Annotated in this window: 26 protein-coding genes; 22 read left to right on the plus strand and 4 right to left on the minus strand. The window is 35.5% G+C overall.

Annotated features, from left to right (window positions below; genetic code table 11):
• Positions 1–18: 18 nt before the first annotated feature.
• The 15 genes from QWZ06_RS00225 (at position 19) to QWZ06_RS00295 (ending at position 14682) form a co-directional block, all read left to right on the plus strand.
• Positions 19–1242 (plus strand): 3'-5' exonuclease, encoded by a 1224-nt coding sequence (locus QWZ06_RS00225; RefSeq protein ID WP_290295156.1) that lies wholly within the window; start codon positions 19–21, stop codon positions 1240–1242.
• A 260-nt stretch (positions 1243–1502) separates the two neighbouring features.
• Complete coding sequence (lysA, locus tag QWZ06_RS00230; protein ID WP_290295157.1) at positions 1503–2705, plus strand: diaminopimelate decarboxylase; 1203 nt, start codon at positions 1503–1505, stop codon at positions 2703–2705.
• Between the two features lie 244 nt (positions 2706–2949).
• Positions 2950–4683, plus strand: a complete 1734-nt coding sequence (locus QWZ06_RS00235) for a thiamine pyrophosphate-dependent enzyme (RefSeq protein WP_290295158.1) — start codon at positions 2950–2952, stop codon at positions 4681–4683.
• 124 nt (positions 4684–4807) lie between these two features.
• A complete protein-coding gene (locus QWZ06_RS00240) occupies positions 4808–5233 on the plus strand; it encodes a hypothetical protein (protein ID WP_290295159.1) in 426 nt (141 codons plus the stop codon).
• A gap of 62 nt (positions 5234–5295) precedes the next feature.
• Positions 5296–6045: a hypothetical protein gene (locus QWZ06_RS00245; protein ID WP_290295160.1), complete on the plus strand. Its 750-nt coding sequence runs from the start codon at positions 5296–5298 to the stop codon at positions 6043–6045.
• Positions 6046–6070: 25 nt separating this feature from the next.
• Entirely contained in the window at positions 6071–6484 is a 414-nt protein-coding gene (locus QWZ06_RS00250; protein ID WP_290295161.1) for an energy transducer TonB, read from the plus strand.
• Between the two features lie 31 nt (positions 6485–6515).
• The gene (locus tag QWZ06_RS00255; RefSeq protein ID WP_290295162.1) at positions 6516–7241 is read left to right on the plus strand and encodes an energy transducer TonB; all 726 of its coding nucleotides are present in this window, start codon (positions 6516–6518) and stop codon (positions 7239–7241) included.
• Positions 7242–7350: 109 nt separating this feature from the next.
• Positions 7351–8787: a tRNA (N6-isopentenyl adenosine(37)-C2)-methylthiotransferase MiaB gene (miaB, locus tag QWZ06_RS00260; RefSeq protein WP_290295163.1), complete on the plus strand. Its 1437-nt coding sequence runs from the start codon at positions 7351–7353 to the stop codon at positions 8785–8787.
• A 75-nt stretch (positions 8788–8862) separates the two neighbouring features.
• Positions 8863–9312 (plus strand): hypothetical protein, encoded by a 450-nt coding sequence (locus tag QWZ06_RS00265; protein ID WP_290295164.1) that lies wholly within the window; start codon positions 8863–8865, stop codon positions 9310–9312.
• A complete protein-coding gene (locus tag QWZ06_RS00270) occupies positions 9284–10081 on the plus strand; it encodes a tetratricopeptide repeat protein (RefSeq protein ID WP_290295165.1) in 798 nt (265 codons plus the stop codon). Before QWZ06_RS00265 ends, QWZ06_RS00270 begins: the two co-directional genes overlap by 29 nt.
• A 30-nt stretch (positions 10082–10111) precedes the next feature.
• Positions 10112–11398 carry a sigma-54 interaction domain-containing protein gene (locus QWZ06_RS00275; RefSeq protein ID WP_290295166.1) on the plus strand — a complete coding sequence of 429 codons (1287 nt, stop codon included), beginning with the start codon at positions 10112–10114 and terminating at the stop codon, positions 11396–11398.
• A 16-nt stretch (positions 11399–11414) separates the two neighbouring features.
• Positions 11415–12122, plus strand: coding sequence for a hypothetical protein (locus QWZ06_RS00280; protein ID WP_290295167.1), 708 nt, complete (start codon positions 11415–11417; stop codon positions 12120–12122).
• Positions 12112–12663 carry an LptE family protein gene (locus QWZ06_RS00285; protein ID WP_378169689.1) on the plus strand — a complete coding sequence of 184 codons (552 nt, stop codon included), beginning with the start codon at positions 12112–12114 and terminating at the stop codon, positions 12661–12663. Before QWZ06_RS00280 ends, QWZ06_RS00285 begins: the two co-directional genes overlap by 11 nt.
• Before the next feature lies 1 nt (position 12664).
• Positions 12665–13624, plus strand: coding sequence for a DUF8458 domain-containing protein (locus tag QWZ06_RS00290; protein WP_290295168.1), 960 nt, complete (start codon positions 12665–12667; stop codon positions 13622–13624).
• Between the two features lie 17 nt (positions 13625–13641).
• On the plus strand, positions 13642–14682 hold the full coding sequence (locus QWZ06_RS00295; protein WP_290295169.1) for a tetratricopeptide repeat protein: 1041 nt from the start codon (positions 13642–13644) through the stop codon (positions 14680–14682).
• A 45-nt stretch (positions 14683–14727) separates the two neighbouring features.
• On the opposite strand, the gene QWZ06_RS00300 is transcribed toward QWZ06_RS00295, so the two are convergent.
• The 4 genes from QWZ06_RS00300 to QWZ06_RS00315 form a co-directional block, all read right to left on the minus strand.
• Positions 14728–15330 carry a DUF4126 domain-containing protein gene (locus tag QWZ06_RS00300; protein WP_290295170.1) on the minus strand — a complete coding sequence of 201 codons (603 nt, stop codon included), beginning with the start codon at positions 15328–15330 and terminating at the stop codon, positions 14728–14730.
• A 175-nt stretch (positions 15331–15505) separates the two neighbouring features.
• The gene (rnpA, locus tag QWZ06_RS00305; RefSeq protein ID WP_290295171.1) at positions 15506–15877 is read right to left on the minus strand and encodes a ribonuclease P protein component; all 372 of its coding nucleotides are present in this window, start codon (positions 15875–15877) and stop codon (positions 15506–15508) included.
• Positions 15878–16006: 129 nt separating this feature from the next.
• A complete protein-coding gene (locus QWZ06_RS00310; RefSeq protein WP_290295172.1) occupies positions 16007–16735 on the minus strand; it encodes a tRNA threonylcarbamoyladenosine dehydratase in 729 nt (242 codons plus the stop codon).
• A complete protein-coding gene (locus QWZ06_RS00315; protein WP_290301276.1) occupies positions 16728–17354 on the minus strand; it encodes a TatD family hydrolase in 627 nt (208 codons plus the stop codon). The genes QWZ06_RS00310 and QWZ06_RS00315 overlap by 8 nt, the downstream gene beginning before the upstream one ends.
• A gap of 98 nt (positions 17355–17452) precedes the next feature.
• Here QWZ06_RS00315 and QWZ06_RS00320 point away from each other — a divergent pair, with 98 nt between their 5' ends.
• The 7 genes from QWZ06_RS00320 to QWZ06_RS00350 all read left to right on the plus strand — a co-directional run bounded on the left by QWZ06_RS00320 (position 17453) and on the right by QWZ06_RS00350 (position 24172).
• Positions 17453–18082 (plus strand): TetR/AcrR family transcriptional regulator, encoded by a 630-nt coding sequence (locus QWZ06_RS00320; protein WP_066693165.1) that lies wholly within the window; start codon positions 17453–17455, stop codon positions 18080–18082.
• A 103-nt stretch (positions 18083–18185) separates the two neighbouring features.
• Positions 18186–19181 carry an outer membrane protein assembly factor BamD gene (locus QWZ06_RS00325; protein WP_290295173.1) on the plus strand — a complete coding sequence of 332 codons (996 nt, stop codon included), beginning with the start codon at positions 18186–18188 and terminating at the stop codon, positions 19179–19181.
• A gap of 42 nt (positions 19182–19223) precedes the next feature.
• A complete protein-coding gene (locus QWZ06_RS00330) occupies positions 19224–19547 on the plus strand; it encodes a DNA-directed RNA polymerase subunit omega (protein ID WP_034681463.1) in 324 nt (107 codons plus the stop codon).
• Between the two features lie 123 nt (positions 19548–19670).
• The gene (gene coaBC, locus QWZ06_RS00335) at positions 19671–20876 is read left to right on the plus strand and encodes a bifunctional phosphopantothenoylcysteine decarboxylase/phosphopantothenate--cysteine ligase CoaBC (RefSeq protein WP_290295174.1); all 1206 of its coding nucleotides are present in this window, start codon (positions 19671–19673) and stop codon (positions 20874–20876) included.
• A 123-nt stretch (positions 20877–20999) separates the two neighbouring features.
• Positions 21000–21905, plus strand: a complete 906-nt coding sequence (gene porD / locus QWZ06_RS00340; RefSeq protein WP_290295175.1) for a type IX secretion system protein PorD — start codon at positions 21000–21002, stop codon at positions 21903–21905.
• Positions 21893–22426: an SMI1/KNR4 family protein gene (locus QWZ06_RS00345; protein WP_290295176.1), complete on the plus strand. Its 534-nt coding sequence runs from the start codon at positions 21893–21895 to the stop codon at positions 22424–22426. The genes porD and QWZ06_RS00345 overlap by 13 nt, the downstream gene beginning before the upstream one ends.
• Positions 22427–22522: 96 nt before the next feature.
• On the plus strand, positions 22523–24172 hold the full coding sequence (locus QWZ06_RS00350) for a DNA repair protein RecN (protein ID WP_290295177.1): 1650 nt from the start codon (positions 22523–22525) through the stop codon (positions 24170–24172).
• The last annotated feature ends 58 nt before the right edge of the window (positions 24173–24230 follow it).

Genomic DNA, 24230 nt, shown 5'->3' on the forward strand with positions numbered 1-24230 from the left:
AGCAGTTAATAGAAATCAATGTATTCAATTATAGACATAGAAAGTAATGGTGCAGGTTATAGAAATGAATGCATTATAGATATTGCCATCTACAGATATGATGGTCAGAAAATTACAGATCAGTTTATATCCCTTGTCAATCCGGAAGGAGATATTACTCCTTTTGTTCAAAAACTGACCAGTATCACACCAAAAATGGTGAAAACCGCTCCGAAGTTTCATGAAATAGCTAAACGGGTTATTGAAATTACCCAAAATACAACATTGGTGGGGCATAATATTGATTTCGATTATAGAATGCTTCGTCAATCTTTCAAAAGATTAGGCTATGATTTTAAAATCAATACTTTAGATACCATTCCTTTAGCTAAAAAACTGATCCCTGATGAAGTAAGCTACTCATTAGGAAAATTGGTAAAGTCATTGGGGATTCCTTTAACTAATCATCATAGGGCTGATGGAGATGCCAGAGCTACCCTGGAGCTGTTTAAACTTTTGGTATCCAAAGATACTGAGAACGAAATTATCCAAAAACAACACGAAGAAACCAATGCCAAAACCTATATCAACAAGATTAAAGAACTAACGCAGGATCTTCCGAATGACAAAGGATTCGTTTATTTTCAAGATGAATCAGGCAAAATTATTTTTTCGGATTATGCACAGGATATCAATAAGTTTTCCAAAAAAGTATTTAATTCCAAGTCAAAAAAATGGGAACACGTTCAAACAGGGACTAAACAGATCAATTTTGAGCTTACCGGAACAGATATTATTGCCAAATTAGTTCTTAATTCTAAAAATAATAAGAAAAAAGAGATCTTTCCTTTTGGACTTTACTTCAGAAACGGAAAGTATGTGGTTGAAAAAAATAAGCTGAATAAAACGGAAAAACCTATTCTGAAATTCAAATCATTTACCCAGGGAACAAAAGCTGTTCAGTTTATTGATGCTCAGGAAGAATATAATGATGCCGCTGTATTAAAACAGAAAATAGAATTCAGAAAGAGAAATGAATTGTGGCTGGGAACAGGAAGAAAGCTGGGTGAGAAATTATTCTTGATCATTGAAAACGGAAAAGTAATATCCTTTGGTTTTTATGAATTGTTTACACAGATACAGACGCTAAGTAAGCTTGCTAAACTGAAAATTGATCTTCCATTATCATCAACGGATTTGAATAGTGAATTGCAGCTAGCACTTCTTCGTGGAGATTTTGAAACGTTACCGTTGCCAAAATAATAGGAAATTTAAAACCTTATATTTTGATCAGGAAGAGGTTACTTTTCAAATCAATTTTCTTAGAATAAAAAATAAATAGTATTTTTGCAAAAAATAAATAGAAGCAATGCAAATTCTTAAACAAATAAAAACTGGAAAAAAGGGAGCTATTAAGTTCTCTAAGGTTTGGAATATTTAAAAGACTTGTCTTGCATAAAAAATAATCAATGTGGCAGGCTCTTTTACTAAGAATCTGCCTTTTTTTATGTTAAAATGAAATTATGAATTCACAGGAATTATTAAAGATTGCCAATGAGTTTGGCACACCAGTGTACGTTTACGATGCTGAATCCATCAAAGTTCAATACGAAAAACTTACAACTTCTTTCTTAAAACATACTAAGTTCTTCTATGCAGCGAAGGCGTTGACAAACATCAACATCCTTAAGTATGTCAAGAAGCTGGGTGCATCTTTGGATTGCGTATCTATTAATGAAGTCAAATTAGGACTAAAGGCAGGTTTTCCAAAAGAAAAAATATTGTTTACTCCCAATTGTGTCGACTTAGCTGAAATAGAAGAAGCAATGACTTTCGGAGTTCATATCAACATTGATAACATTTCTATTCTTGAGCAATTCGGGAATAAATACGGAAATTCTTATCCTATTTTTGTTAGAATCAACCCGCATATCTTTGCCGGAGGAAACTATAAAATTTCAACAGGGCACATCGACAGTAAGTTTGGAATCTCTATTCATCAGCTTCGTCACATTGAAAGAGTGATGAAAAGTACAAACCTTAACGTTGAAGGACTTCACATGCACACAGGAAGTGAGATTAAAGATCCTGAAGTTTTCCTTCAGGCGCTGGATATCATGCTTGAACTTTCTGAGCATTTCCCTAACCTGAAATACCTGGATATGGGAAGTGGTTTCAAAATCCCTTATCAGGACAGTGAAGAAGAAACAGATGTTAAAACATTAGGAAAAAAAGTAGAAAAAGTCCTAGGTGAATTTTCAAAAACAACCGGAAGAAAATTTGAACTATGGTTTGAACCTGGAAAATTCTTAGTAGGAAAAAGCGGATATCTTTTAGTGAAGGCTAATGTTATCAAGCAAACGACAGCTACTGTTTTTGTCGGAGTAAACTCAGGATTTAATCATTTGATTCGTCCGATGTTCTACGATTCTTATCACACTATTGAAAACTTATCCAATCCTAAAGGGGCAGAAAGAATTTATACTGTAGTAGGAAATATTTGTGAAACAGATACTTTTGCATGGGACAGAAAATTACACGAAGTAAGAGAAGGTGATATCCTTGCCTTCCACAATGCAGGAGCTTATGGTTTTGAAATGAGTTCAAATTTCAATTCAAGATTGAAGCCAGCGGAGGTTCTATTCCTTGACGGAAAAGCTCATTTGATCCGTAAAAGAGACGAATTTGAAGATTTATTGAGAAATCAGATCGAGATCGTAATGTAAACTTATGATATAATTATATAAACAGCCGCCTTTCCGGGTGGCTGTTTTGTTTTATAATAATAGAGTTGCTGATGACTAAACCTAGCAGGTTTTTAAAGCCTGTTAGGTTTGAAGGATAATAAAATTACGGATTTTTTAACATTGAAATGCTAGGAAAGGTTCAATTTAATTAGTTAAATTTGATAGGAATACAGGTTTTAATACTGTAATTATTTCAGAAATATAACCACCAAATCTATTAATTATGACCAAAAATATAGCAGAGCAGATCGTTGAAATGCTCGAAAATGCCAATGTGAAAAGAATTTATGCAGTAACAGGAGATAGTCTCAATCACCTAAATATTGCGGTGAAAAAAAGCAGTATCCAGTGGATTCATGTACGCCATGAAGAAGTAGGTGCCTATGCCGCTGCGGCTGAAGCCGAACTTGATGGACTTGCAGTATGCGCAGGAAGCTGTGGTCCAGGTCATGTTCATCTGATTAACGGAGTGTATGAGGCACATAGATCCCATGTTCCGATGTTGGTGATCGCTTCTACAATTCCCAGTGAGGAAATGGGAATGGACTACTTTCAAGAAACCAATACCATAAAGCTTTTTGATGACTGTAGTTATTATAATCAAATGATTACCCGCCCTGAACAAGTGCAAAGAACCCTTCAGACGGCTATTCAACATGCAATATCTAAAAAAGGAGTCGCTGTGATCGGTCTTCCGGGCGATGTTTCAGAATTAGATGCACAAGAAGCTACAACTTCAGCACAGATTTTTAAAACCAATCCTGTGATCAGACCATCTGATGAAGAATTGAAAAATCTGGCGGAACTTATTAATGGAAGTAAAAAAGTGACCCTTTACTGTGGTATTGGAGCCACTGAAGCCAGTGCTGAAGTTATAAAATTATCACACTTACTAAAAGCTCCTGTCGGATATTCTTTCAGAGGGAAAATGGCAATTCAGCCCAATAATCCTAATGAAATCGGACTGACGGGGTTGTTAGGGTTTCCATCGGCTTATCATGCTATGCACGAAGCAGACCTTGTTATTCTTCTGGGAACAGATTTCCCTTACCAGAAGTTTATGCCTGTAAAAAATAAAATTGTACAGATCGATGAAAGTCCGGAAAGGTTAGGAAGAAGAGCAAAGCTTGAATTGGGATTAACAGGAGATGTTAAGCAAACCATTATGGCCTTACTTCCTATGTTGGCTGAGAAAACTGATGTCGACTTTCTCAATGAACAGCTGGCATTTTATGATAAAGTAAAAGAAAATCAGCTTGAATATGTAAAAGACTCTGGAAAAGAAAATGCCATTCAACCGGAATATGTAGCCCATACATTAGACAGGTTAGCTAAAAAAGATGCAATCTTTACGGTAGATACAGGCATGTGTTGCGTTTGGGGAGCCAGATTCATTAGCGGAACGGGAGAACGAAAGATGCTGGGTTCTTTTAATCATGGATCAATGGCTAATGCAATGCCAATGGCTATTGGAGCTTCCCTGTCTCATCCGGATAAGCAAGTCATTGCGATGTGTGGAGATGGTGGTCTATCCATGCTGTTGGGGGATATGGCAACTATTTTTCAATATAAGCTCCCCATAAAACTGATTGTTTTCAATAACAGAACTCTGGGAATGGTAAAGCTGGAAATGGAAGTGGGGGGAATGCCGGATAACGAAACAGATATGATTAATCCCGATTTTGCATTGGTAGCTCAGGCAATGGGATATCCGGGAAAAAATGTACACCAACCTGAAGAGGTAGAAAATGCCATTAAAGAATGTCTTAATTATGATGGGCCTTACCTTCTTAATATTTTTACCAATCCTAATGCTCTTGCCTTACCTCCAAAAATTGAGTTGGAACAAGTGCTCGGGATGACAAAATCTATGGCTCAGCTGATGTTAGGTGGAAAAATGGATGAGGTTTTTGAAACGGTAAAAAGTAACTACAAGCATATTAAAGGTTTGCTATAGCCTCTCTAATAAAATAATAGAAGAGGCATTTTCTGAAAACTTCACACATTGTGTGAAGTTTTTCTTTTTTGTAAGGCATCTAAATATTTACCTTTGTCTATTAATTTAATGAATAGATCAAGCTATGAAAACAATACTTTTATTTTTTGCCTTATGTTTTGCAAACTTCACTTTTGCACAGGAGCTTGAAGATAGAGATGACTCTTTTATTGTAGAAAATAATAAAAACCTTTTTAAAATAGACATTAAAGAACCTTTTATGCAGGTTGCTGTAAAATGTAATGATTTTAAGCCGGCTGCTTTTGAAGGAGGAGCTTCAGCATACAAAGAGATCCTGAGCAAATATATGTACACCTACCTGAATGCAGATTTTTATACGCTGAGCGGAGATTTTACATTTACTTTGATCATCAACGAAACAGGGAAAGTAATGGATGCAGTAGGAACTCCAAAAGTCCTGCATAGTGAAGCCTTCTTTGATGATATGCAATATGTAGTGAGAAGGATCAAAAAAACTGGAGCCCTGCGACCTGTAACGGACAGCCTGTAAAATCTCAAATGAAAGTTAAAATGAACTTCTCTTCTGTGTCAATAGATATGTAAAACCCAATCATGAACAAAAAACTACTAACCACTTTCTTACTTACTTTTTCTTTTCTTACTACATGGGCACAAAAACCAGGGATGACTGATTATCCTTCCGGTCAGGACGCCTATAGAGGAGGTAATGTCCAGATGTTTAAAGATATCCAGACTTTTTTCTTAAAAAATAAGCTTTCAGGATGTGAAAACAAGAAAGAAATATACTGGGTGACTTTGAGAATTGACGAAAATGCAAAGCCTGTTTTAGTAAGGAAAAAGAATGATATTGAAAGTGCAGAAAAGAACAAATGTGCTTACGGATTAATTGTGAAAGCTCTTGGAACACTTAAAGATTGGCAGCCCGCTAAGGTTGATGATAAAAATATAACAGCATATATTGATTTCCCTTTTATCCCCTCCGATTTTTTTGAAAATTACAAAGAGAATTATGACACCCGAAACTTTATAAGCAGACCTTCTTTTCCACCCAATGGAATGATTTCATTCAGAGATGAAGTAGGAAAAAATGTAAGCGCGTATTTGAATTATGATCTTTATAAAGTGAAAGGGATATTTACTGTCTTCTTTACAATTGATACAGATGGTTCCACCAACGTTATTGATGTTGAACCAAAGGTTGCCAATAGCGAAAGATTGATAGAAGATATAAAGTTCGGGTTTAAAAAAGTGAAGCAAAAATGGATTCCTGCGACAAGAAACGGGGTGCCAGTAAAGGTAAATAACAGGATAGGTCTTAAGTTTTCTGAAAATTTAGACTAATTGTATTCACTAGCATATAATAACGATGAGAAAAGCAATTTTAATTCTACTCCTGTTCTTTGGGGTTATGGGATATTCCCAAGAATCACAAGTCCTCAAAGAACATACTGCGACTTCCCAAAATGCAGAATTTCCAGGTGGTGATGAGGCTTTTGCAAAAGAATTTTTACAAATGATTCATTCCTATATTGATTTAGGAAAATATGCAGTAAACGGAAAATTTGTTTTTGTTTTTGATGTGAATGCAAGTGGCAAAGTGGAAAACTTAGATGTACTGCCAAAAGTGAAAAATAGTGATATGTTTATTGATGATATGAAATTTGCTATTAGAAAAGTAAAAAAGAAATGGAAGCCTGCAATGAAAGACGGCCAGCCTGTGACTTCTAAGAAGATTATCAAAATTAACTTTACATCAGATCATTTTGATCACGGAGATTAATGACATTCTAATCATAAAATAAAATAGCCACGTGAAAAATAGTATTACGCTACTGAGTTTCTTTATTGTATTCTTAGGTAAAGCTCAGGCTCTTGATGAATACCCGAAAAAACAGGATTTTTATGAAGGGGGAATTGTTAATTTTTATAAAGAAGCTCACGAGTATCTTGCCAATAATCAAATGAAGGAATGTGGGAGCCATGAGATTTATCAACCAAGAATTCTCGTTACAAAAGATACCGAAGTAAAACTGGTAAAAGACTATGATACACTCAATATAGCAAAAAACAAATGTGCTTACGATCTGTCTATAGGAATTATAAAAAACCTTAAACATTGGAAAGCTGCTGAAGTAAAAGGCTCAAAGTTTGGCGCTATTACAGAATTTATTATATACCCTCAAGACCTTATGAGTAATTATAAAATCGGATATAATGCTTATGATTTTATAAGACCTGCTCAATATTCCGCCGGAACTAAGGAGTTTAAAAAAGATTTTCACGATAACTTTATGAGTTTGTTTCAGGATTATCACATCAATGGAGATCTCAATCTAGAGTTTTATATCGACAGAGAAGGACATATTGTAAATCCAAGAATTTATCCTGTTATCCGGGATCAAAGCTTCAATGTTAATTTCATGAGGGCTCTTTCGAGGATGAAAAAAGAGTGGAAACCCGCTTTATACGCTAATATACCCGTAAAACAAAGGATTGTACTTCCTATGGATTTTTCAGTAACATTTACAGAAAGATAGTCCGGCCATTCTGTCACAATATTTTGTATCTTTGCAGACTCATCTGTTCGTAGTTTAAAATCACGGAAAGAATCCTTGTGTTTAAATCCCGAACCTTAAATTGATTATTGTGCAGGAAAAATATATAGACGAAACAAAACAGGGCGAAGCATTTGCTATTGCCGAAAGACCTGAGAATTCTAAAAAGTTGTTTTTAGAAAGCTATGGTTGTCAAATGAACTTCTCTGATTCCGAAATTGTAGCATCTATCCTTAACGAACAAGGATATAACACAACGATGAAAGTTGAAGAAGCAGATCTAATCCTGTTAAATACATGTTCTATTCGTGAAAAAGCAGAACAGACTGTAAGAATGCGTCTTTCCCAATTTAAAAATCTTAAGAAAGAAAAACCGAATATGACGGTAGGGGTTCTTGGATGTATGGCGGAAAGATTGAAAACTAAATTTTTAGAAGAAGAACAACTGGTTGACCTTGTAGTAGGACCAGATGCTTACAGAGATTTACCTAACCTGCTGAAGGAAACCGACGACGGTAGAGATGCAATCAACGTAATCCTTTCTAAAGAAGAAACGTATGCAGATATCAATCCGGTTCGTTTAGGTGGAAACGGAGTTACCGCTTTCGTAACGATTACCAGAGGTTGCGATAATATGTGTACATTCTGTGTAGTTCCATTTACCAGAGGAAGAGAAAGAAGCCGTGATCCGCACTCCATTATCGAAGAATGTAAAGATCTTGCCAATAATGGATATAAAGAAATTACTCTTTTAGGGCAAAACGTAGACTCTTATCTATGGTATGGAGGCGGGCCTAAAAAAGACTTCGCGAAAGCTTCTGAAATGCAGAAGGCAACTGCCGTTAATTTTGCTCAATTGCTTGATCTTGTGGCTAAAGCTATTCCTGAAATGAGAATCAGGTTCTCAACATCAAACCCCCAGGATATGAGCCTTGATGTATTCAAAATGATGGCAAAACACGATAACATCTGTAAATATGTACACCTTCCTGTTCAGAGTGGAAGCAACAATATGCTGGAAGCGATGAACAGACAACATACCCGTGAAGAATATCTTGAACTGATCAGAAAAGCGAAGGAAATTGTTCCTGAAGTCGCTTTCTCTCAGGATATGATCGTAGGATTCTGTAATGAGACCGAAGAAGATCACCAAGATACATTGAGTCTGATGAAAGAAGTAGAATATGACTATGGTTATATGTTTGCTTATTCTGAAAGACCGGGAACTCCTGCTCATAAAAAAATGGAAGATAATATTCCAGCTGATGTGAAGCAGAGACGTCTTGCTGAGGTCATTGCTCTTCAGGGAGAACTTTCTAGAATGAGAATGAAATCTTATGTAGGAAGAATGCATAAGATTCTGATTGAAGGAACTTCCAGAAAAAACGAAAATCAATGGAAAGGACGAAACTCTCAGAATGCCGTTTGTGTTTTTGATAAAAATGAAGGACAACAAATAGGTGACATTGTGGAGGTTTTTGTATATGATAATACTCAGGGCACACTTTTAGGGAGAATCACAGAATAAATTTAAGTTTTGAAAACGCTTTCCTTTATTATTCTATTTTCTTTTGCCCTTTTTTCCTGTCAGACAGAGAAAACAATGAGCAAATATCCGGATACTGTGGGAGATATAGCTTTTAACGATAAGCTGGATGAAGCAGGTTTTAAGAAATGCGGAGCACTAAAGGACAAACCTTTTAGCTTTCAATATTATAATGTATCCCAGCAATTCGATTATAAAGGAGAAAAGATCGTTATTGAAGAAAAACTTAAAAAAGAAAATATATCCTCAGAAAAACAGCTCAATGGGTATATTACAGTGAGATTTTTAGTAAATTGTGAAGGAAAGGCAGGCTTGTTCAGACTAAAACATCTGGATTCGGATTTGAAAGATGTGAGTTTGGATGAAGCATTAGAAAATAAGCTGTTGAGATTCACAAAATCATTAAATGGCTGGATGCCGAAAGAGATAGAAGGTTTAAAAGTAGATTACTATCAGTATTTAACCTATAAAATTGAAGATGGAAAAGTTTCAGAGGTATTACCTTAGCTTTTTGTTACTTATAGTGTACACCAATACTATTGCACAGGTTAACTGTAATGCAATAGAGGGTGAGGACTGTAAAAAAGCTTGTGAACTACACAATCAAGCTTCAGATTTACAGGGCTTCCGAGTATCTCAGGAAGGTTTTGACAGAGCCATAGAGCTCTGTCCGGATTTCTCCAATGCTTATATGGAGAAAGCAGTGCCTTATCTCAAAAATGGAGATTTTGCAACCTGGAAGATACTGATTGATAAAGCTGTTGCTTTAGATCCTAGAAAACATTTGGGATATAGAGGATGGTGCAAGTTCCAGTTTCTAAGAGACTATAAGGGAGCTGTTCTGGATCTTGAAGAGCTCAAAAAATATTATCCGGAAGACTTAGGAAGGTCGCAAAACGGAGATTATAATCTGGATGTAGTGAAAGCTATGTCCTACAGTGCTTTAGGGCAGAAAGAAAAAACAGTCGGAATTATTGAAAGACTGTTGGTAACAAGAGGGTATGTAAAAGGCATGTTTGACCATTACCAGCTTGGAGTTACCTATTTTGAGCTGGGGAGATATGATAAAGCCCTGGAAAATTTTGAAAAACAGAGCAAAGAATATGACTTTGCCGAAAACATATACTTTAAAAGTAAAGTTTCTAAGATCAGAAACAAAGATTATTTGGATTTAAAAATGTTAGCCTTAAAAACCTATGATGAAGGAAAGACCATGAAAGACGGGTATACTCATCATTTTAACAAAGTCTACAAACAGCAGATTGAAGAGCTGTAAAACATTAAATCAATAATCAAAAATTTACTTATGAGCAACGAGCTACAAAATATAAAAAATCGCTTCGGAATTATCGGAAATTTTCCTGCACTCAACAGAGCCCTGGAAAAATCGATACAGGTTGCCCCTACAGATATATCAGTCCTTGTTATTGGAGAAAGTGGAGTAGGAAAAGAATTTATTCCGAAGATCATTCATTCAGAATCCAGAAGAAAACATCAGCCTTATATCGTAGTCAATTGTGGTGCAATCCCCGAAGGAACTATAGATTCAGAATTATTTGGGCATGAAAAAGGTGCTTTTACCGGAGCTACAGCTACCCGAAAAGGATACTTTGAGGTAGCAGATGGTGGAACGATCTTTTTGGATGAGGTAGGAGAGCTTCCGTTACAGACTCAGGTTCGTCTTCTAAGAGTATTAGAAAGTGGAGAATTTATGAAAGTAGGGTCTTCACAAGTACAAAAAACCAATGTCAGAATTGTAGCAGCTACCAACGTCAATATGATGAAAGCTATTCATGACGGAAGATTCCGTGAGGATTTATATTACCGTTTGAATACCGTTCAGATCGACATGCCGCCTTTAAGAGAAAGAAAAGGAGACATTCATTTACTGTTCAGGAAATTTGCAATAGACTTTGCCGAAAAATACAGAATGCCTGAATTGGAATTGGAACAAAGCGCCGTTCATTATATAGAAAACTATGCTTTTCCAGGTAACATACGACAACTAAGAAATCTCGTAGAGCAGATGACTGTTGTGGAAAGAAATAGAAATATCACTGCAGAAAAACTTGCAGAATATATTCCGATGGAAACCCACCTTCCGATGGTCGTAAATAATCAGAGTGCGCCTAAACCCAGTGATTTCGGAAGCGAAAGAGAAATCATGTATAAGATACTCTTCGATATGCGAAACGATATTAATGATTTAAAATCCTTAACTTCGGAACTAATAAAGAACAGAGGAACAGCAGACCTAAGCAGTCACGAGAAAAATCTCATCAATAGAATTTATACTCCTGAAACTCAGCCACAGGTGAACTCCGGATCCTTATTGTATTTTGAAAATAATGAAGCTCCCGTAGTACAGACTCCGACTATCATTTCAAACCCGGAGGATAGCTATGAAGATATTGAGGATATTGAAATAGAAGAAAACAGGCCAGAATCTCTTTCTCTTCAGAATAATGAAAAAGATTTGATCATCAAAGCTCTGGAAAAACATAAAGGAAGAAGAAACAGAGCAGCAGACGAGTTAGGAATTTCACAAAGAACTTTATATAGAAAAATAAAACAGTATAATCTGGAAGATTAGTAAAACACAATAAGGCATGAATGTAAATCTAAAACCTAAGCCGATTAATTTTAAATTCGGAGAATATATTAACAAAGGAATCGAACTTTTAAAGAAAGATTTCGGAAACATATTTGTTGCATTTTTATTGTGCATGGTAATGGCGATCATTCCTTTTTGCGGATTGTTAGCAATGGGAAATATGTATAAGTATCTTCAAAAATTGAATAAAAACCAGGCAGCAAGTCCAGGAGATATCTTCGATTTTAAAGATTTTATGCCTTACTTTATGTTGCAGTTAATTATTTTTGGAGGGATTTTAGTCATTTACATTCCATTGATGATTGTACTGGCTTTAACGGGAGCATTATCCCAAGAAGGAAATGATGCTAGCCCACTTGCTATGATTTTTGTAATTCCATATGCAATCTTCATCATTGTAGCAGTTTACTATTTTGCCTTAAAAGCATTCTATATGGTTCCGTTAATCAGTCTTAAAGGAATTAAAGACTTGAAAACAGCATGGAATATTTCAAGAGTAATGACCCAAGGGAATCTTATTGCCATTCTTCTTTTCTCATTTGTGATAGGTCTTCTGGCTCAGATTGGAATTCTTGCGTGTGGGATAGGAATTATTCTTACTCTACCATTTACATATACCGCTAATTACTTTGCTTATGAAGATGCTATTCAGCAAATAGAGCATGATGAAATCACTGAAATTGGATCTAAAAATGAATTTTAAAATTAAAAATATCAGTCTGAAACAACCATTATTGATGATGGTACTCTTAGCTTTGCTTGGAGTATTAAAGTCATGTTATAGTTTTACAGGATCATCTCTTACAGATGAGAAAACTGTTCAGATCAATGAGTTTCCCAATAATGCATCTCTTGTAAACCCTGCATTATCACAACAGTTTTCCACAGATATTCAGAACAGATTTTTACAAAGAACTACCCTGAAAGGGACAAAATCAAATCCTGATATTTTGATAGAAGGAGAGATTACAGACTATTCTATTGCACCTACCACCATTAGCTCCACTACACAGACTAACCCTTCTGGAGGAGTGATACAGCAAGCACAGAATAAACTTACAATTACGGTAAAAGTACATTATGAAAATAAAGTACACCCAGAGTCCAGTTTTGATAGAACCTATTCAGATGAAGCCACTTTTAATAGCAGCTTGTCGCAAAGTGATATCGAAAGTCAACAGGTGAAAATTGTGAATGAAAGAATTATTAACAAGATTTTTAACGACATTGTAGCGAATTGGTAAGATGAATCCCAGAGTTTTAGAATTAATAAAAAATCCGAAAAATATTCAGTCAGAAGACCTAGGACTTTTGAAGGAAGAGATTCACGCATTCCCCTATATCCAAAATATCAGGGCACTTCATTTGTATGGAGTACACCTGTATGAAAAAGAAAATTATCAGAAAGAGCTTTCCATTACAGCGGCTTATACCACAGATAAGAAAATTCTTTATCAACTGATAAACGGGAAAATTCAGCAGGAAGTAAAATCGGAAGTAATCGAAGATAAACCATCTGTCGTCGCAGCTGAAAAGCCCGTCAGATACAATTATAATGTTAAAGGTTTCCCGATAAGAAGAGAAGATACTGCCCCAGCTTCGGAAAAAAGCGAGGGAGAAGAAAAAGAAGCATGTGTATTACAGACAACGCAGGAAGTTAAGCATTTTTATGTAAATGGAGAGCGTAATAGAATCCTGTTTGAAGGAGAAGAGAATTTTCTTAATGAGACTAATTCTGAAACAATTGATCTTGAATCTACATTAGAATCAGGAACTTTAGTTACTCAGAAAAACGAGCCGGAAAGCATTGAGCCGGTTCATAAGGAAGAAGAAGGAATACAGCAGCAGGAAGCAGAAGAGACTTCAGGCGAAGACTTTACTCCGGAAACCGTTATTGACGAAGAACAGATGACTTCGGAAACGGTAGAAGAAACTGTTGAAGAAGAGGAGCATCTAAGCTTTGAGGAAACAGAATCTATATTGTCTGAAGAACCTATTGAAGAAAATATAGCTGAAGTTCCAACGGAGGATGCAGAAGCTATTGCTAATGAAGAAATTCCAGTTTCTGAAATTGAAGAAGAGATCATAGCAGAACCAGACGCTGAATTAAGTTCCATGGAACCGAGGCCTTCTTACCGGATGTTAAAATTCTGGCTAATAATGAAGAGGCTATTGACACTGTTGAAGCTCCCTCTCTCAATGTAAACAAACATGAAGAGGAAATGAGACGTCTGATCGAGGAGGTTGAGAAGAAAATGAAGGAAACAAAATCTGCTCCGCAAGAGGAACAGAAAGAGCCGGAAGCTGCTGAAGATCATGAAATAAGCTTCGCAGAGACTCAAAGTTTCCATTTTTGGTCAACGGATCAGGAAAATCCAGATCAGCAGGAAGAGGTAAAAGAAAAAGAGGAGGAAGTACAGGACGTAGTATCCGTACATGCAGAGCCGGAAATTGAAACTTCAGCAGAAGAATTTGTAGCAGAACCCGTTCCTGAAGCTCAGACCACATGGAAGCCAATGAGTCTTGAGTCTAATATGCCTGATTCTTTAATCAAAAAATCGGTAGAAACAATGGCTCCTGTAATCAACGCTCCTATCAAAGAAGAAGCTCCTTCAGTAGAGACTGATCTAGAAACGATAGAATCAGTTAATGAACCTGAAACAACAGCAGAAACTCCGGTTGTAGAAGAGGTGCAGGAATCATCAGACGAACAATCTGAAAGCTCTGAGGAAATACAGGAAACTCTTGAAGCAGATCAGAAGGAAAATGCTCCGGTAATGAATGTTTCTTTCTTTGGCACAGATATTTCGAGCTTGAAAGTTGGAGAAGCAAAGAAGGAAGATAAAGAAGAGCCTGTAAAAGAAGAACCAATGAAGGAAGCGGTAGCGGAAAGCACTCCCCAATCTCCAATCGACAGTAATGTTCCTGGATTTATTAATACATGGCAAAGCTGGTTGAAAATAGGCAGAACAGACGAAGTTGTAAAAGAAAAAGAAGAGATCAAGGAAAAGGCGATTGAAAACTTTATTGAAAATAATCCAAGAATTAGTCAATTAAAAGAAGAAAGTACTTATGTCGTTAAAGAGAAGAATGACGATATTTCACACTTAATGACAGAGACATTGGCTAACCTTTATTTCGAACAGAAATTATATTCCAAAGCTATTAAAGCATTTGAAATACTGATCAAAAAACATCCTGAAAAGAAAGATTATTTCACAACCAGAATTAAAGAGATTAAAGACTTTAGAAGTAAAAACTAAAATATAAAAGGTACAGTTGTAAAAACTGTACCTTTTTTTATTGTATTAGCTTGAAGAGGCTTTTTTACCCCTAATTTTTTTCCAAGCTTTCCGTCCATAGATAATCACCAGAATCAATAAAACAATAGCCAGAACAGCGGCAATAATAGGTGCTACCATGGCAAGGATAGTCATGATTCCTGCTCCTGCTGTTTCTGTAGTTCCTACTACTGAGTTTCCCAGCCCTCCGGTTGTTGCCGTAGAAGCTGCCCGGATTCCGGCAAACCCCGTACTTATGGTAGCGGCCGTTCCTCCACCCGCAATTAATGCCAATGCCCATTGCGGAAATGTTCCCAAATCAGCAAACTGACTGGCAAATAAGATTGAACCTGCTACGGTTGCCATTGGAACAGAAACGGTATCCAATAAATGATCGACGAAAGGAATATAGTAAGCTAGAATCTCAAACACAGTTGCAATTCCTGTTGTGATGAGGGCTGGTAAACCTGCCAACCATTCAAAATTTTCATTCATCGGAATCCAATGAAAATAAGAAGCAAGACTTACCGCAAACATAGGAAGGAAAACCCTGAAGCCGGTAGCTGCTGATAGTCCAATGCCAATGAATGCACTAATGACATACGAAAAATAGGGAACTTGATCCAACATATTAATTTTCAGATTTATTGTTTCCTATAAAACTACAAAAAGTATGCGAGATTTGAGACCCTCTAAAGGATGAGGTTGCGATTCGGTCTATGAGATATAGGTTTCTTTTGGTTGAAAATAGAGCATAGAATTGCTCTGTTCTTAAGGTTCAAAATAGAAAACCCTATATCAAAAATTACTTTTTCTGTGCTTCACAAAGCTTGATAAACTGTGCTTCCAAATCCTGAAATTTCGGTGGCATTTCTGAAGACACCCAGAATAGCATGGCTATAGTCTTTTCTCCAAAAGCTTCTTTAAATAAATCCTTATTCAATCGATAGCATTCTCGTAGTAATCTTTTGATACGGTTCCTGTGAACAGCTCTCTTAAAGTATCTTTTAGAAACAGAAACCCCCAGTTTTCCACTTTCTACCGGAATAGAAGGTTTATCTTTCAGGATAATGATTCTTAAATTCCCATTCGTTCTCCATTTACCTTTTTCAAAAAGCAAAGAGATTTCAGTATTTGTTTTGAGCTTTTCGGCTCTGGGATATTTGAAGTCTGCCATTTAAGAACGTAAATATAGTGGAATTTTTCTTGTTTTTTAATTTTTAGTATAAATGCTTTGGCTCTGCTTAGAATAGTATTTCTATGGCAAATCATGTATTTTGCAATACTATCCTGAGCATGTGAAGCATTAATGATCTTTATCCAATAAATAATTAATCACTTCGGCAGCAGCATAAAGCCCGAAAATTGCAGGCATATAGCTTATCGTTCCGTAAAAAGATCTTTTATAATTGGTTCCATCGGTCATTTTCAGGCTTTCCTCATCCTGAATATCATTAGCAAAGACGCAACGTACCCCTTTGTCAATTTTTACTTTTCTCAGTCTTTTTCTGATCTGTCTTGCGAGATGGCAATGCTCGGTTTTGCTGATGTCTCTCACCAATACCTTACTAGGATCGGTCTTTCCACCAGCTCCCATTGAGCTTATCACTTTTATTTTTTTTCTTTTAGCAGCAATAATTAAACTTAATTTTGGAGTTACGCTGTCTATACAATCCAGTACATAATCAAACGGTGAGGAATCCAGCACTTCATCCATCCTTTCAGGATTCAAAAACTCATTGATTTTCGATAATTTAAGGTCAGGATTAATGTCTAGAAGTCTTTCTGCAACAACTTCTACCTTATGTTTTCCAACCGTTGAACGTAAAGCGGGAAGCTGTCTGTTTACGTTGGTGATATCCACCGTATCACCGTCTACAATGGTCATGCTTCCAACACCCGCTCTTGCCAGGAATTCTGCCGCAAAAGAACCTACTCCGCCCAGCCCTACTACCAGAACATTTGCTTTAATCAGCTTTTCCAATCCTTCTTCTTTCACCAAAAGTTCCGTTCTTTCCAGCCAGTATTTATCCATTTTTTATCGTGTGTAAATTTTCTAAAATTTGTTCGTTGAGATCATCCAAAGAAATTCCTTTTATTTCTGAAACTTTCCGGTACAATTCTTCGATCTTAAAATCTTCATTGTCAGTTTCTAAAAAGAATTTGTCCAATGGAGTGCTTTTTAAAATATCCTGCAAAGATAAATTATACAAAACAGCTTTTCCAAAACTCAGATAAAAATTGTTAGCAAGAAGATCTTTTGCAATTTGCTCCTTTTTATTAAAACCATGAATAATCATAGGCTGTTCCGCCTTTTTTTTAAAGGAAATTACTTCATAAAATTTTCTGACACAATGAATGATAACAGGTTTTTTTACCTCATTGGAAATGGCAATCTGTTTTAAAAAAACTTCCTCCTGAATTTTCTGATCAATAGGAACCAAAGAATCTAGGCCGCATTCTCCTATGGCAAAACAGTTCTGGAACATCATTTTTTTCATCCAATTCAACTGATGATCTATATTGTTTACATCAATGTCATTGGGGTGTATTCCTATTGAATAAAGGGTGTCTGGTGGAATTTGTTCAATATCCAAATTATAAATTCCGTGTCGGATGTTTTTTTTATGATGGTGAAAATCAAAAAATTCCATATTCAAAAATACTACTATTTTGGAATTAATATAAAATTATTAAACGATCGTTTATAAATGTGTTAAAAATTTCTTAACTTTACTCAAAGTACACTCTTATGAAAAAAAAATTTACTGAAAAACAGATTCACATACTGGATATTGCAGAAGAATTAATTGCAAAGAAAGGGTACGAAGGAACTTCTGTAAGGGATATTTGCTCCAAAGCGAATATCAATGTTGCCATGATCTCTTATTACTTCGGTTCCAAAGAGAAAATGATGTCTTATCTCTATCAGTACAGAGTATTGAAGACCAGAGAAAATTTTTCAGAATTTGCTGATACCATTAAAGAAGGAAAACCAGAAATGCAGATGCGTGAAATGATAAAATATATCGTTTCCCAGTTGTTCAAATATAATTATTTTCATGGGTTTGTTACCCAGGAACTCCGTCATACAGAGAATTTAAAAGACGAATTGCTGGATTTTTATCAGTTATTTGTAAAGAAATTGGATGAAGTGATTAAAAAAGGAGTAGCCTCCGGAGTATTTACTTTTACTCCTAAGCCGGAAGATATTCTTACTATGATTATCGGTTCTACTTTATTTGTGATCCGGAATAAAAACTTTTATGAACTTTACGTACCCAGTAAAAACGAAGAAGCTTATGCAAAAGAAGCTGAAAAAAAAGTGAGAATGAATCTTTTATTAAGTGTTTTTGCCATTTTAGGATACGCTGCAGACTAAAATTACGTTAAATATTCATAAAAAAAAATCTATTGACAAAAAAGTTATATTTTTGCAAATTAGTAAATCGGCTGTATAATCCGAAAACTGTTGAACTTTTTATATGAAAAAATATATTTTAGGTCTTTTTGCTGTAGCAGTGATCGCATCATGTGTTAGCCAGCAGGAAAAAGCAATGAAGAGTGCTGATAAAGATTTTATCTTAAAAGCGGCTAATGAAAACTTCGCTAAGAAAAAGTGGAAAAATGCATTGGCTCTTTATGACAGACTTGCAAACCTTGTGGCAGGAACAGATGATTTTCCCAACGTAGGTTTCAATACAGCTTATGCAAACTACTATGACAAGAGTTATAAACTGGCAGGACACCAGTTTAAAAACTTTGCTGTAAACTTTCCAAAAGATCCAAGAGCTGAAGAAGCTGCTTACATGTCGGCATTATGCTACTATGAAGGATCTATGGATTACAACTTGGATCAGTCGAGTACAGAGCTAGCCATTAATGAGCTTCAGGATTTCCTGAACAATTATCCAAATTCGGAAAGATCTAAGAATATTACACAGCTTATTGACGAGTTGTCTTATAAATTAGAATTTAAAGCGTACGAAAACGGAAGACAATACTTTAAAATGGGCGATTACAAAGCTGCGAATGTAGCATTGGAAAACGTATTAGAAGACTTCCCAGGTACAAAGCTTCGTTCAAAAATTTATGATTATATCATGAAGTCTCGTTATGAATTGGCTGCAAAGTCTATTTATAGCCTTAAAGACGAGCGTATTGAAAGTGCTTTAACATACGTGAAAATGGTTGAAAAAGAACTTCCAAATACAGAATATTCTAAAACAGCAGCTGATCTAAGAGCAAAACTGGAGAAAGAGAAAGCACATTTTGTAGTGGTTAAAAAAGAAACGGAAGCAAGAATTGCAACTTTAACTGCCAGACAAAAGAAAGAGGCAGATAAGCTTGCCAATCAAAATAAAACAGAGCAACAAATCAAAGATCAGATTAGCAACGAAAAGCAGGCAAAGCAGATGCAGAGGGATAGTGCGGCACTTCAGACCCCTCCACCTGCAGCGACTTTCAAAATTAAAAGATAATTCGTAAATTTGCCATCTTAAAATAAAAATAATTTTCTCAAAATGAGTGTAAAAGATACAAAAGCAGAAGTAAATACTATTACTTACGACAAAGATAAGATTGAAGATAAAGTAGGTTCAATCTACGAAGCTATTGTTATCATGGGAAAGAGAGCAGAGCAAATCAATGCGGAGATCCGTACGGAGCTTCACAACAAATTAGATGAATTTGCTGTTCACAATTCTACATTAGAAGAGGTTTTCGAAAACAGAGAACAGATTGAGATCTCTAAGCATTACGAAAAACTTCCAAAGCCAACTTCAATTGCGATTGAAGAATGGTTAAATGAAGACGTATATTTTAGAAAAACTGAAGAAAGAAAGTAATTTTCTGTCTTTTTTATAAACAAAGGTCATAAAGGAATTAAGTTTCTTTTATGACCTTTGGTGTTTTAAACCCTGATTGTGGGAAAAAATAAGTATTTTAGTATTCCAAAAAATTAAAGCTAAATGAGTGTTTCCGGTAAAAAGATCCTTATTGCCGTTTCTGGAGGAATTGCAGCCTATAAAGTTCACTTTCTGATAAGAGACTTTATAAAAAAAGGAGCCGAAGTACAGGTAATAATGACCCCAGATGCAGAACATTTTGTAACTAAATTAAGCTTAGCTACATTATCGAAGAAACCTGTTTATTCCGATTTCTACGGAGATAATGGAACATGGAATAGCCACGTGGAAATGGCTTTATGGGCAGATGTGATGATCTTAGCTCCATGTACAGCCAATACTTTGTCTAAAATGATGCATGGAATGTGTGATAATCTTGTGATTGCAACATATATGTCTGCAAAATGTCCGGTATTTATTGCTCCGGCAATGGATTTGGACATGTATGCACATCCTTCCACGAAAAAAAATCTAGAACTGGCAGAAAGTTTCGGACATATTGTTATTCCTGCTGAAGACGGAGAACTGGCAAGTGGTTTAATTGGACAAGGAAGAATGTCTGAACCAACAACCATTTTCAATACTGTTGAAAGCCATTTTTTAAACTATTCTATTGAAAAAAGCCTTGAAGGTAAAACCGTTTTAATTACTGCGGGGCCTACTTATGAGGCTATTGATCCGGTAAGATTCATAGGAAATCATTCTTCAGGAAAAATGGGATTCTCTTTGGCGGAAGAAGCATCTAAAAGAGGAGCAAAAGTGATTCTGATTTCAGGACCCAGTACACAAACCCTTCAGGACAAAACTATAGAACTGCATAAAGTTACTTCGGCAAAAGAAATGCTGGCTAAAGTATTTGAATTCTATGACGGGATAGACATTGGAATTGCAAGTGCTGCAGTAGCCGATTATGCACCCAAAGATATCGCTAAGGAAAAGATCAAGAAAAATGATGATAATCTTACCATTGAATTGGTGAAAAATCCTGATATTCTTAAAACAATGGGCGAAAAGAAAACCCATCAGTTTCTGGTAGGATTTGCTTTGGAAACTCAGAATGAAGAAGAAAATGCCAAAGGAAAACTAGAAAAGAAGAACCTTGATATGATTGTTTTAAATTCTTTACGCGACGAAGGAGCAGGGTTTAAAAATGATACCAATAAGATCAGAATATTCACCAAAACAGAGAAAAAAGAATTTGACCTGAAGTCGAAGGGAGAAGTAGCAAAAGATATTCTCAACTTTGTTGAATCTCAGCTTTTAAAATAATTTTAATAAATTTCCGTTCTCAATTTTTAATAGACAATGAAATCGTCAGAACTTACAAAGGCAATATCTATGGGGGATAGTACGATTACATATGACATTTAAAAGAACAATAAGTATCTCCATATGAAAAAAATTATAAGTTTATTTTTTCTATTTTTTATATGTAATCTTGGTTTTTCCCAGGAGCTGTTGGCCAACGTTGTGGTAAACTCTCAAAATATAGGCGGAAGTAACAAACAAGCTTTTAAAGCATTGGAAAAAAGTCTTAGAGACTTTATCAACAACACCAGCTGGACAGGTAAGAAATTACAGAATTTTGAAAAGATCAAATGTAATTTTTCCATTGTCATTGCCGAAAGAGATGTAAACAAATTCAAAGGAAATATTATAGTACAGGCAGTGCGTCCGGTATATAACACAACTTATGAATCTCCTTTGCTGAACTTTCAGGATCAAAGATTTGCCTTTGAGTATATTGAGAACGAAAACCTTATTTTCAATGAAAGACAGTTCTCGGGAAAAAATCTTACGGATGTAATCAGTTTCTATATTTATCTTATTCTGGGCTATGATGGAGACAGCTACCAGTCTATGGGCGGAACCCAATGGTTTTCAAAAGCTCAGCAGATTGCCCAAAACTCACAAAACAGAAACTATGAAGGTTGGAATACCATTAATGAACCAAGGAGTCGTACGATATTAATCAATGAAATTCTGAATCCTAACTGGAGCCAGTTGAGATCTACCATATACACATATCATAGATCTGGAATGGATAACCTGTTCAATCAGGATCAAATCCCAGGCAAGAAAGTAATTTTTGATGCTTTGATGCAACTTAAAATGTATGAAAATACATTTCAGCAAGGAACTTTCTTTAATCTTTTTATGGATACTAAGAGTGATGAAATCTTCAATATTTTCAATTCAGGAAGTAATGGCGGGCTTATCCTTAATGATCTGAAACAGAATATGATGATTCTTGCACCGAAATACAGCGAGAACAAATGGAGTAAATGGAAGAGCTAAAGGTTGATAAGAGAAAAATTGAGCTGATTATTGATAAGACCCTCAATTTTTGGATAGAGCATAAACTCAACCAACTGCCTTCTGATATAGAAGATAAAATGCTTGCTCCGGTTCAGCCTGATGAAGAATGGAAGTTTTGGATTCCTGTTAAGAGTACCGTTACTGATACTGAACTTCAGGAGCTGGAAAAAGAAACCGGGTTTGTTTTTCCTGATGATTTTAAAATATTCCTGAAACACAAACATTTTTATGAACTTCAGATCTCAGAAGTTTCCTTTTGCTCACATCCTCTGAGCACATGGAGAGCCTGTTTGCGTGAAATGATGTTTGATACGTATCCAAGAGAATTCCTTTTTGATAAAGGATATGTACCCTTTGCCATATACAGTGATTGGGGATTATTGTGTTTTGATACTCATCGTAATAATGCTATTGTTCGTTGGGATCATGAAGATGTGGATACTTTTGAGTATCAATACAAAAACTTTTATGAGCTATTGACTGAAATTTCAAAAGGATAGTGCTCTATATTTAATCGCTCTCTTTCATTTCTGTTTTCATTAAAAAAACTTATTTTTACAATCAATATTAATATCTGATAAAAACGCGGATCATTCATGCTTTCAAGAATTTACATTAAGAATTTTGCCCTGATCGATACCCTTGATGTATCGTTAAATAACGGTCTTCAGGTAATTACCGGAGAAACAGGAGCAGGAAAATCCATTATCTTGGGTGCATTGCGTCTTATCCTGGGAGAAAGAGCCGATGTAAAATCAATCTCAAAAACAGAAGAAAAAAGTGTTGTCGAAACTGAGTTTGCATTGAACAACCAATTCAAGAAATTTTTCATTGAAAACGATCTTGATTATGAATTGCAGACCATTATCAGAAGAGAAATATTGCCATCAGGGAAATCGCGAGCATTTATCAATGATGTTCCGGTAACCTTGGATATTCTCAGAGAGCTTTCCTCTCAGTTAATTGATATTCATTCCCAATTTGAAACGTCTAACCTTTTTACTTCAGAATATCAGTTCAAAATTATTGATGGGCTTTCTGAAAATAAAAAGATCATCGAAGATTATCAGCAGGAATTTTCGGAATTTCAAAACCTGAAAATATTACTTAAAAAGTTTAAAACACAACTTTCAGAAGCCAATAAAGAAAGTGACTATAAAGAATTCTTACTCAACGAACTTGAAGAATTAAAACTGGATGATGTAGATTACGAAGATATTCAGAACCAATTATCCATTCAGGAAAATGCAGGAATGATCTCAGAAAATGTAGGCCAGATCCTGTCCAGGTTTCATCAGGAAGAAATTGGAATCCTTTCATTCTTTAATGAGGCAAAAGCTAAACTTTCCAGAATTGCTGGTATTTCCACCAGTTTTGCAGAACTTGATCAAAGACTTGAAATTTCTTTTGTAGAGTTAAAGGATATTATTTCTGAATTAGAACATGAATCCGAGAAATTGGAGATCAATCCTGAAAATCTTCTTGTTCTTACTGAGTTGAATAATAAAATTAATGCTTTATTCCTTAAGCATAATGTTTCAGATCTTCCTGAGCTGATTGAGATCAGAAATGAATTGGCTGGTGATCAGAAAGGAGCTTCAGAGCTTGAATCACAAATTATTGAAACTGAAGATAATATTTCTAAAAAAGAAAAATCGCTTCAGACTCTTGCAGAAAAGCTTTCTAAAAACAGAAAAAAGAATGTTCCTGTTTTCATCAAAAAAGCAGAAGGACTTTTGAAAAAGCTAGGTCTTGAAAAAGCCAGAGTAGATATAGAATTAGCAGATACAGAAGAATTTAATCAATTTGGAAAAGAAAGTATTCAGCTTTTATTCCAGGCCAATTCAGGATTTCCTTTGAAACCTATTCAGACAGCCATTTCCGGAGGGGAAAGATCAAGGGTAATGTTGGCGGTAAAAAAGATTATTGCAGAAAGTGACGAATTACCAACATTAATTTTAGACGAAATTGATACCGGAGTTTCAGGAAAAGTAGCCGAAGAAATCGGAAACCTTATGCGTGAGATGTCCGAAGATATGCAGCTTATTGTTATTTCTCACCTGGCGCAGGTTGCCGCTAAAGGAAACGATAATTATAAAGTGGTAAAACAGGACATTGCAGGGAAAACACAATCCACTATCATTCCTTTAAGTGATGAAGAGAAGCTGAATGAAATTGCTCAGTTACTTTCAGGAAGTAAGATTACTGAAGCAGCATTGGCTCAGGCAAAAGAACTTATTGGTTAAATTGTAAGCCCTTGTACTATTATTAAAACTCCTCTTTATGGAGAGAATAAAAAATATA

It is taken from the genome of Chryseobacterium tructae (assembly GCF_030409875.1).
Taxonomy (GTDB): domain Bacteria; phylum Bacteroidota; class Bacteroidia; order Flavobacteriales; family Weeksellaceae; genus Chryseobacterium; species Chryseobacterium tructae.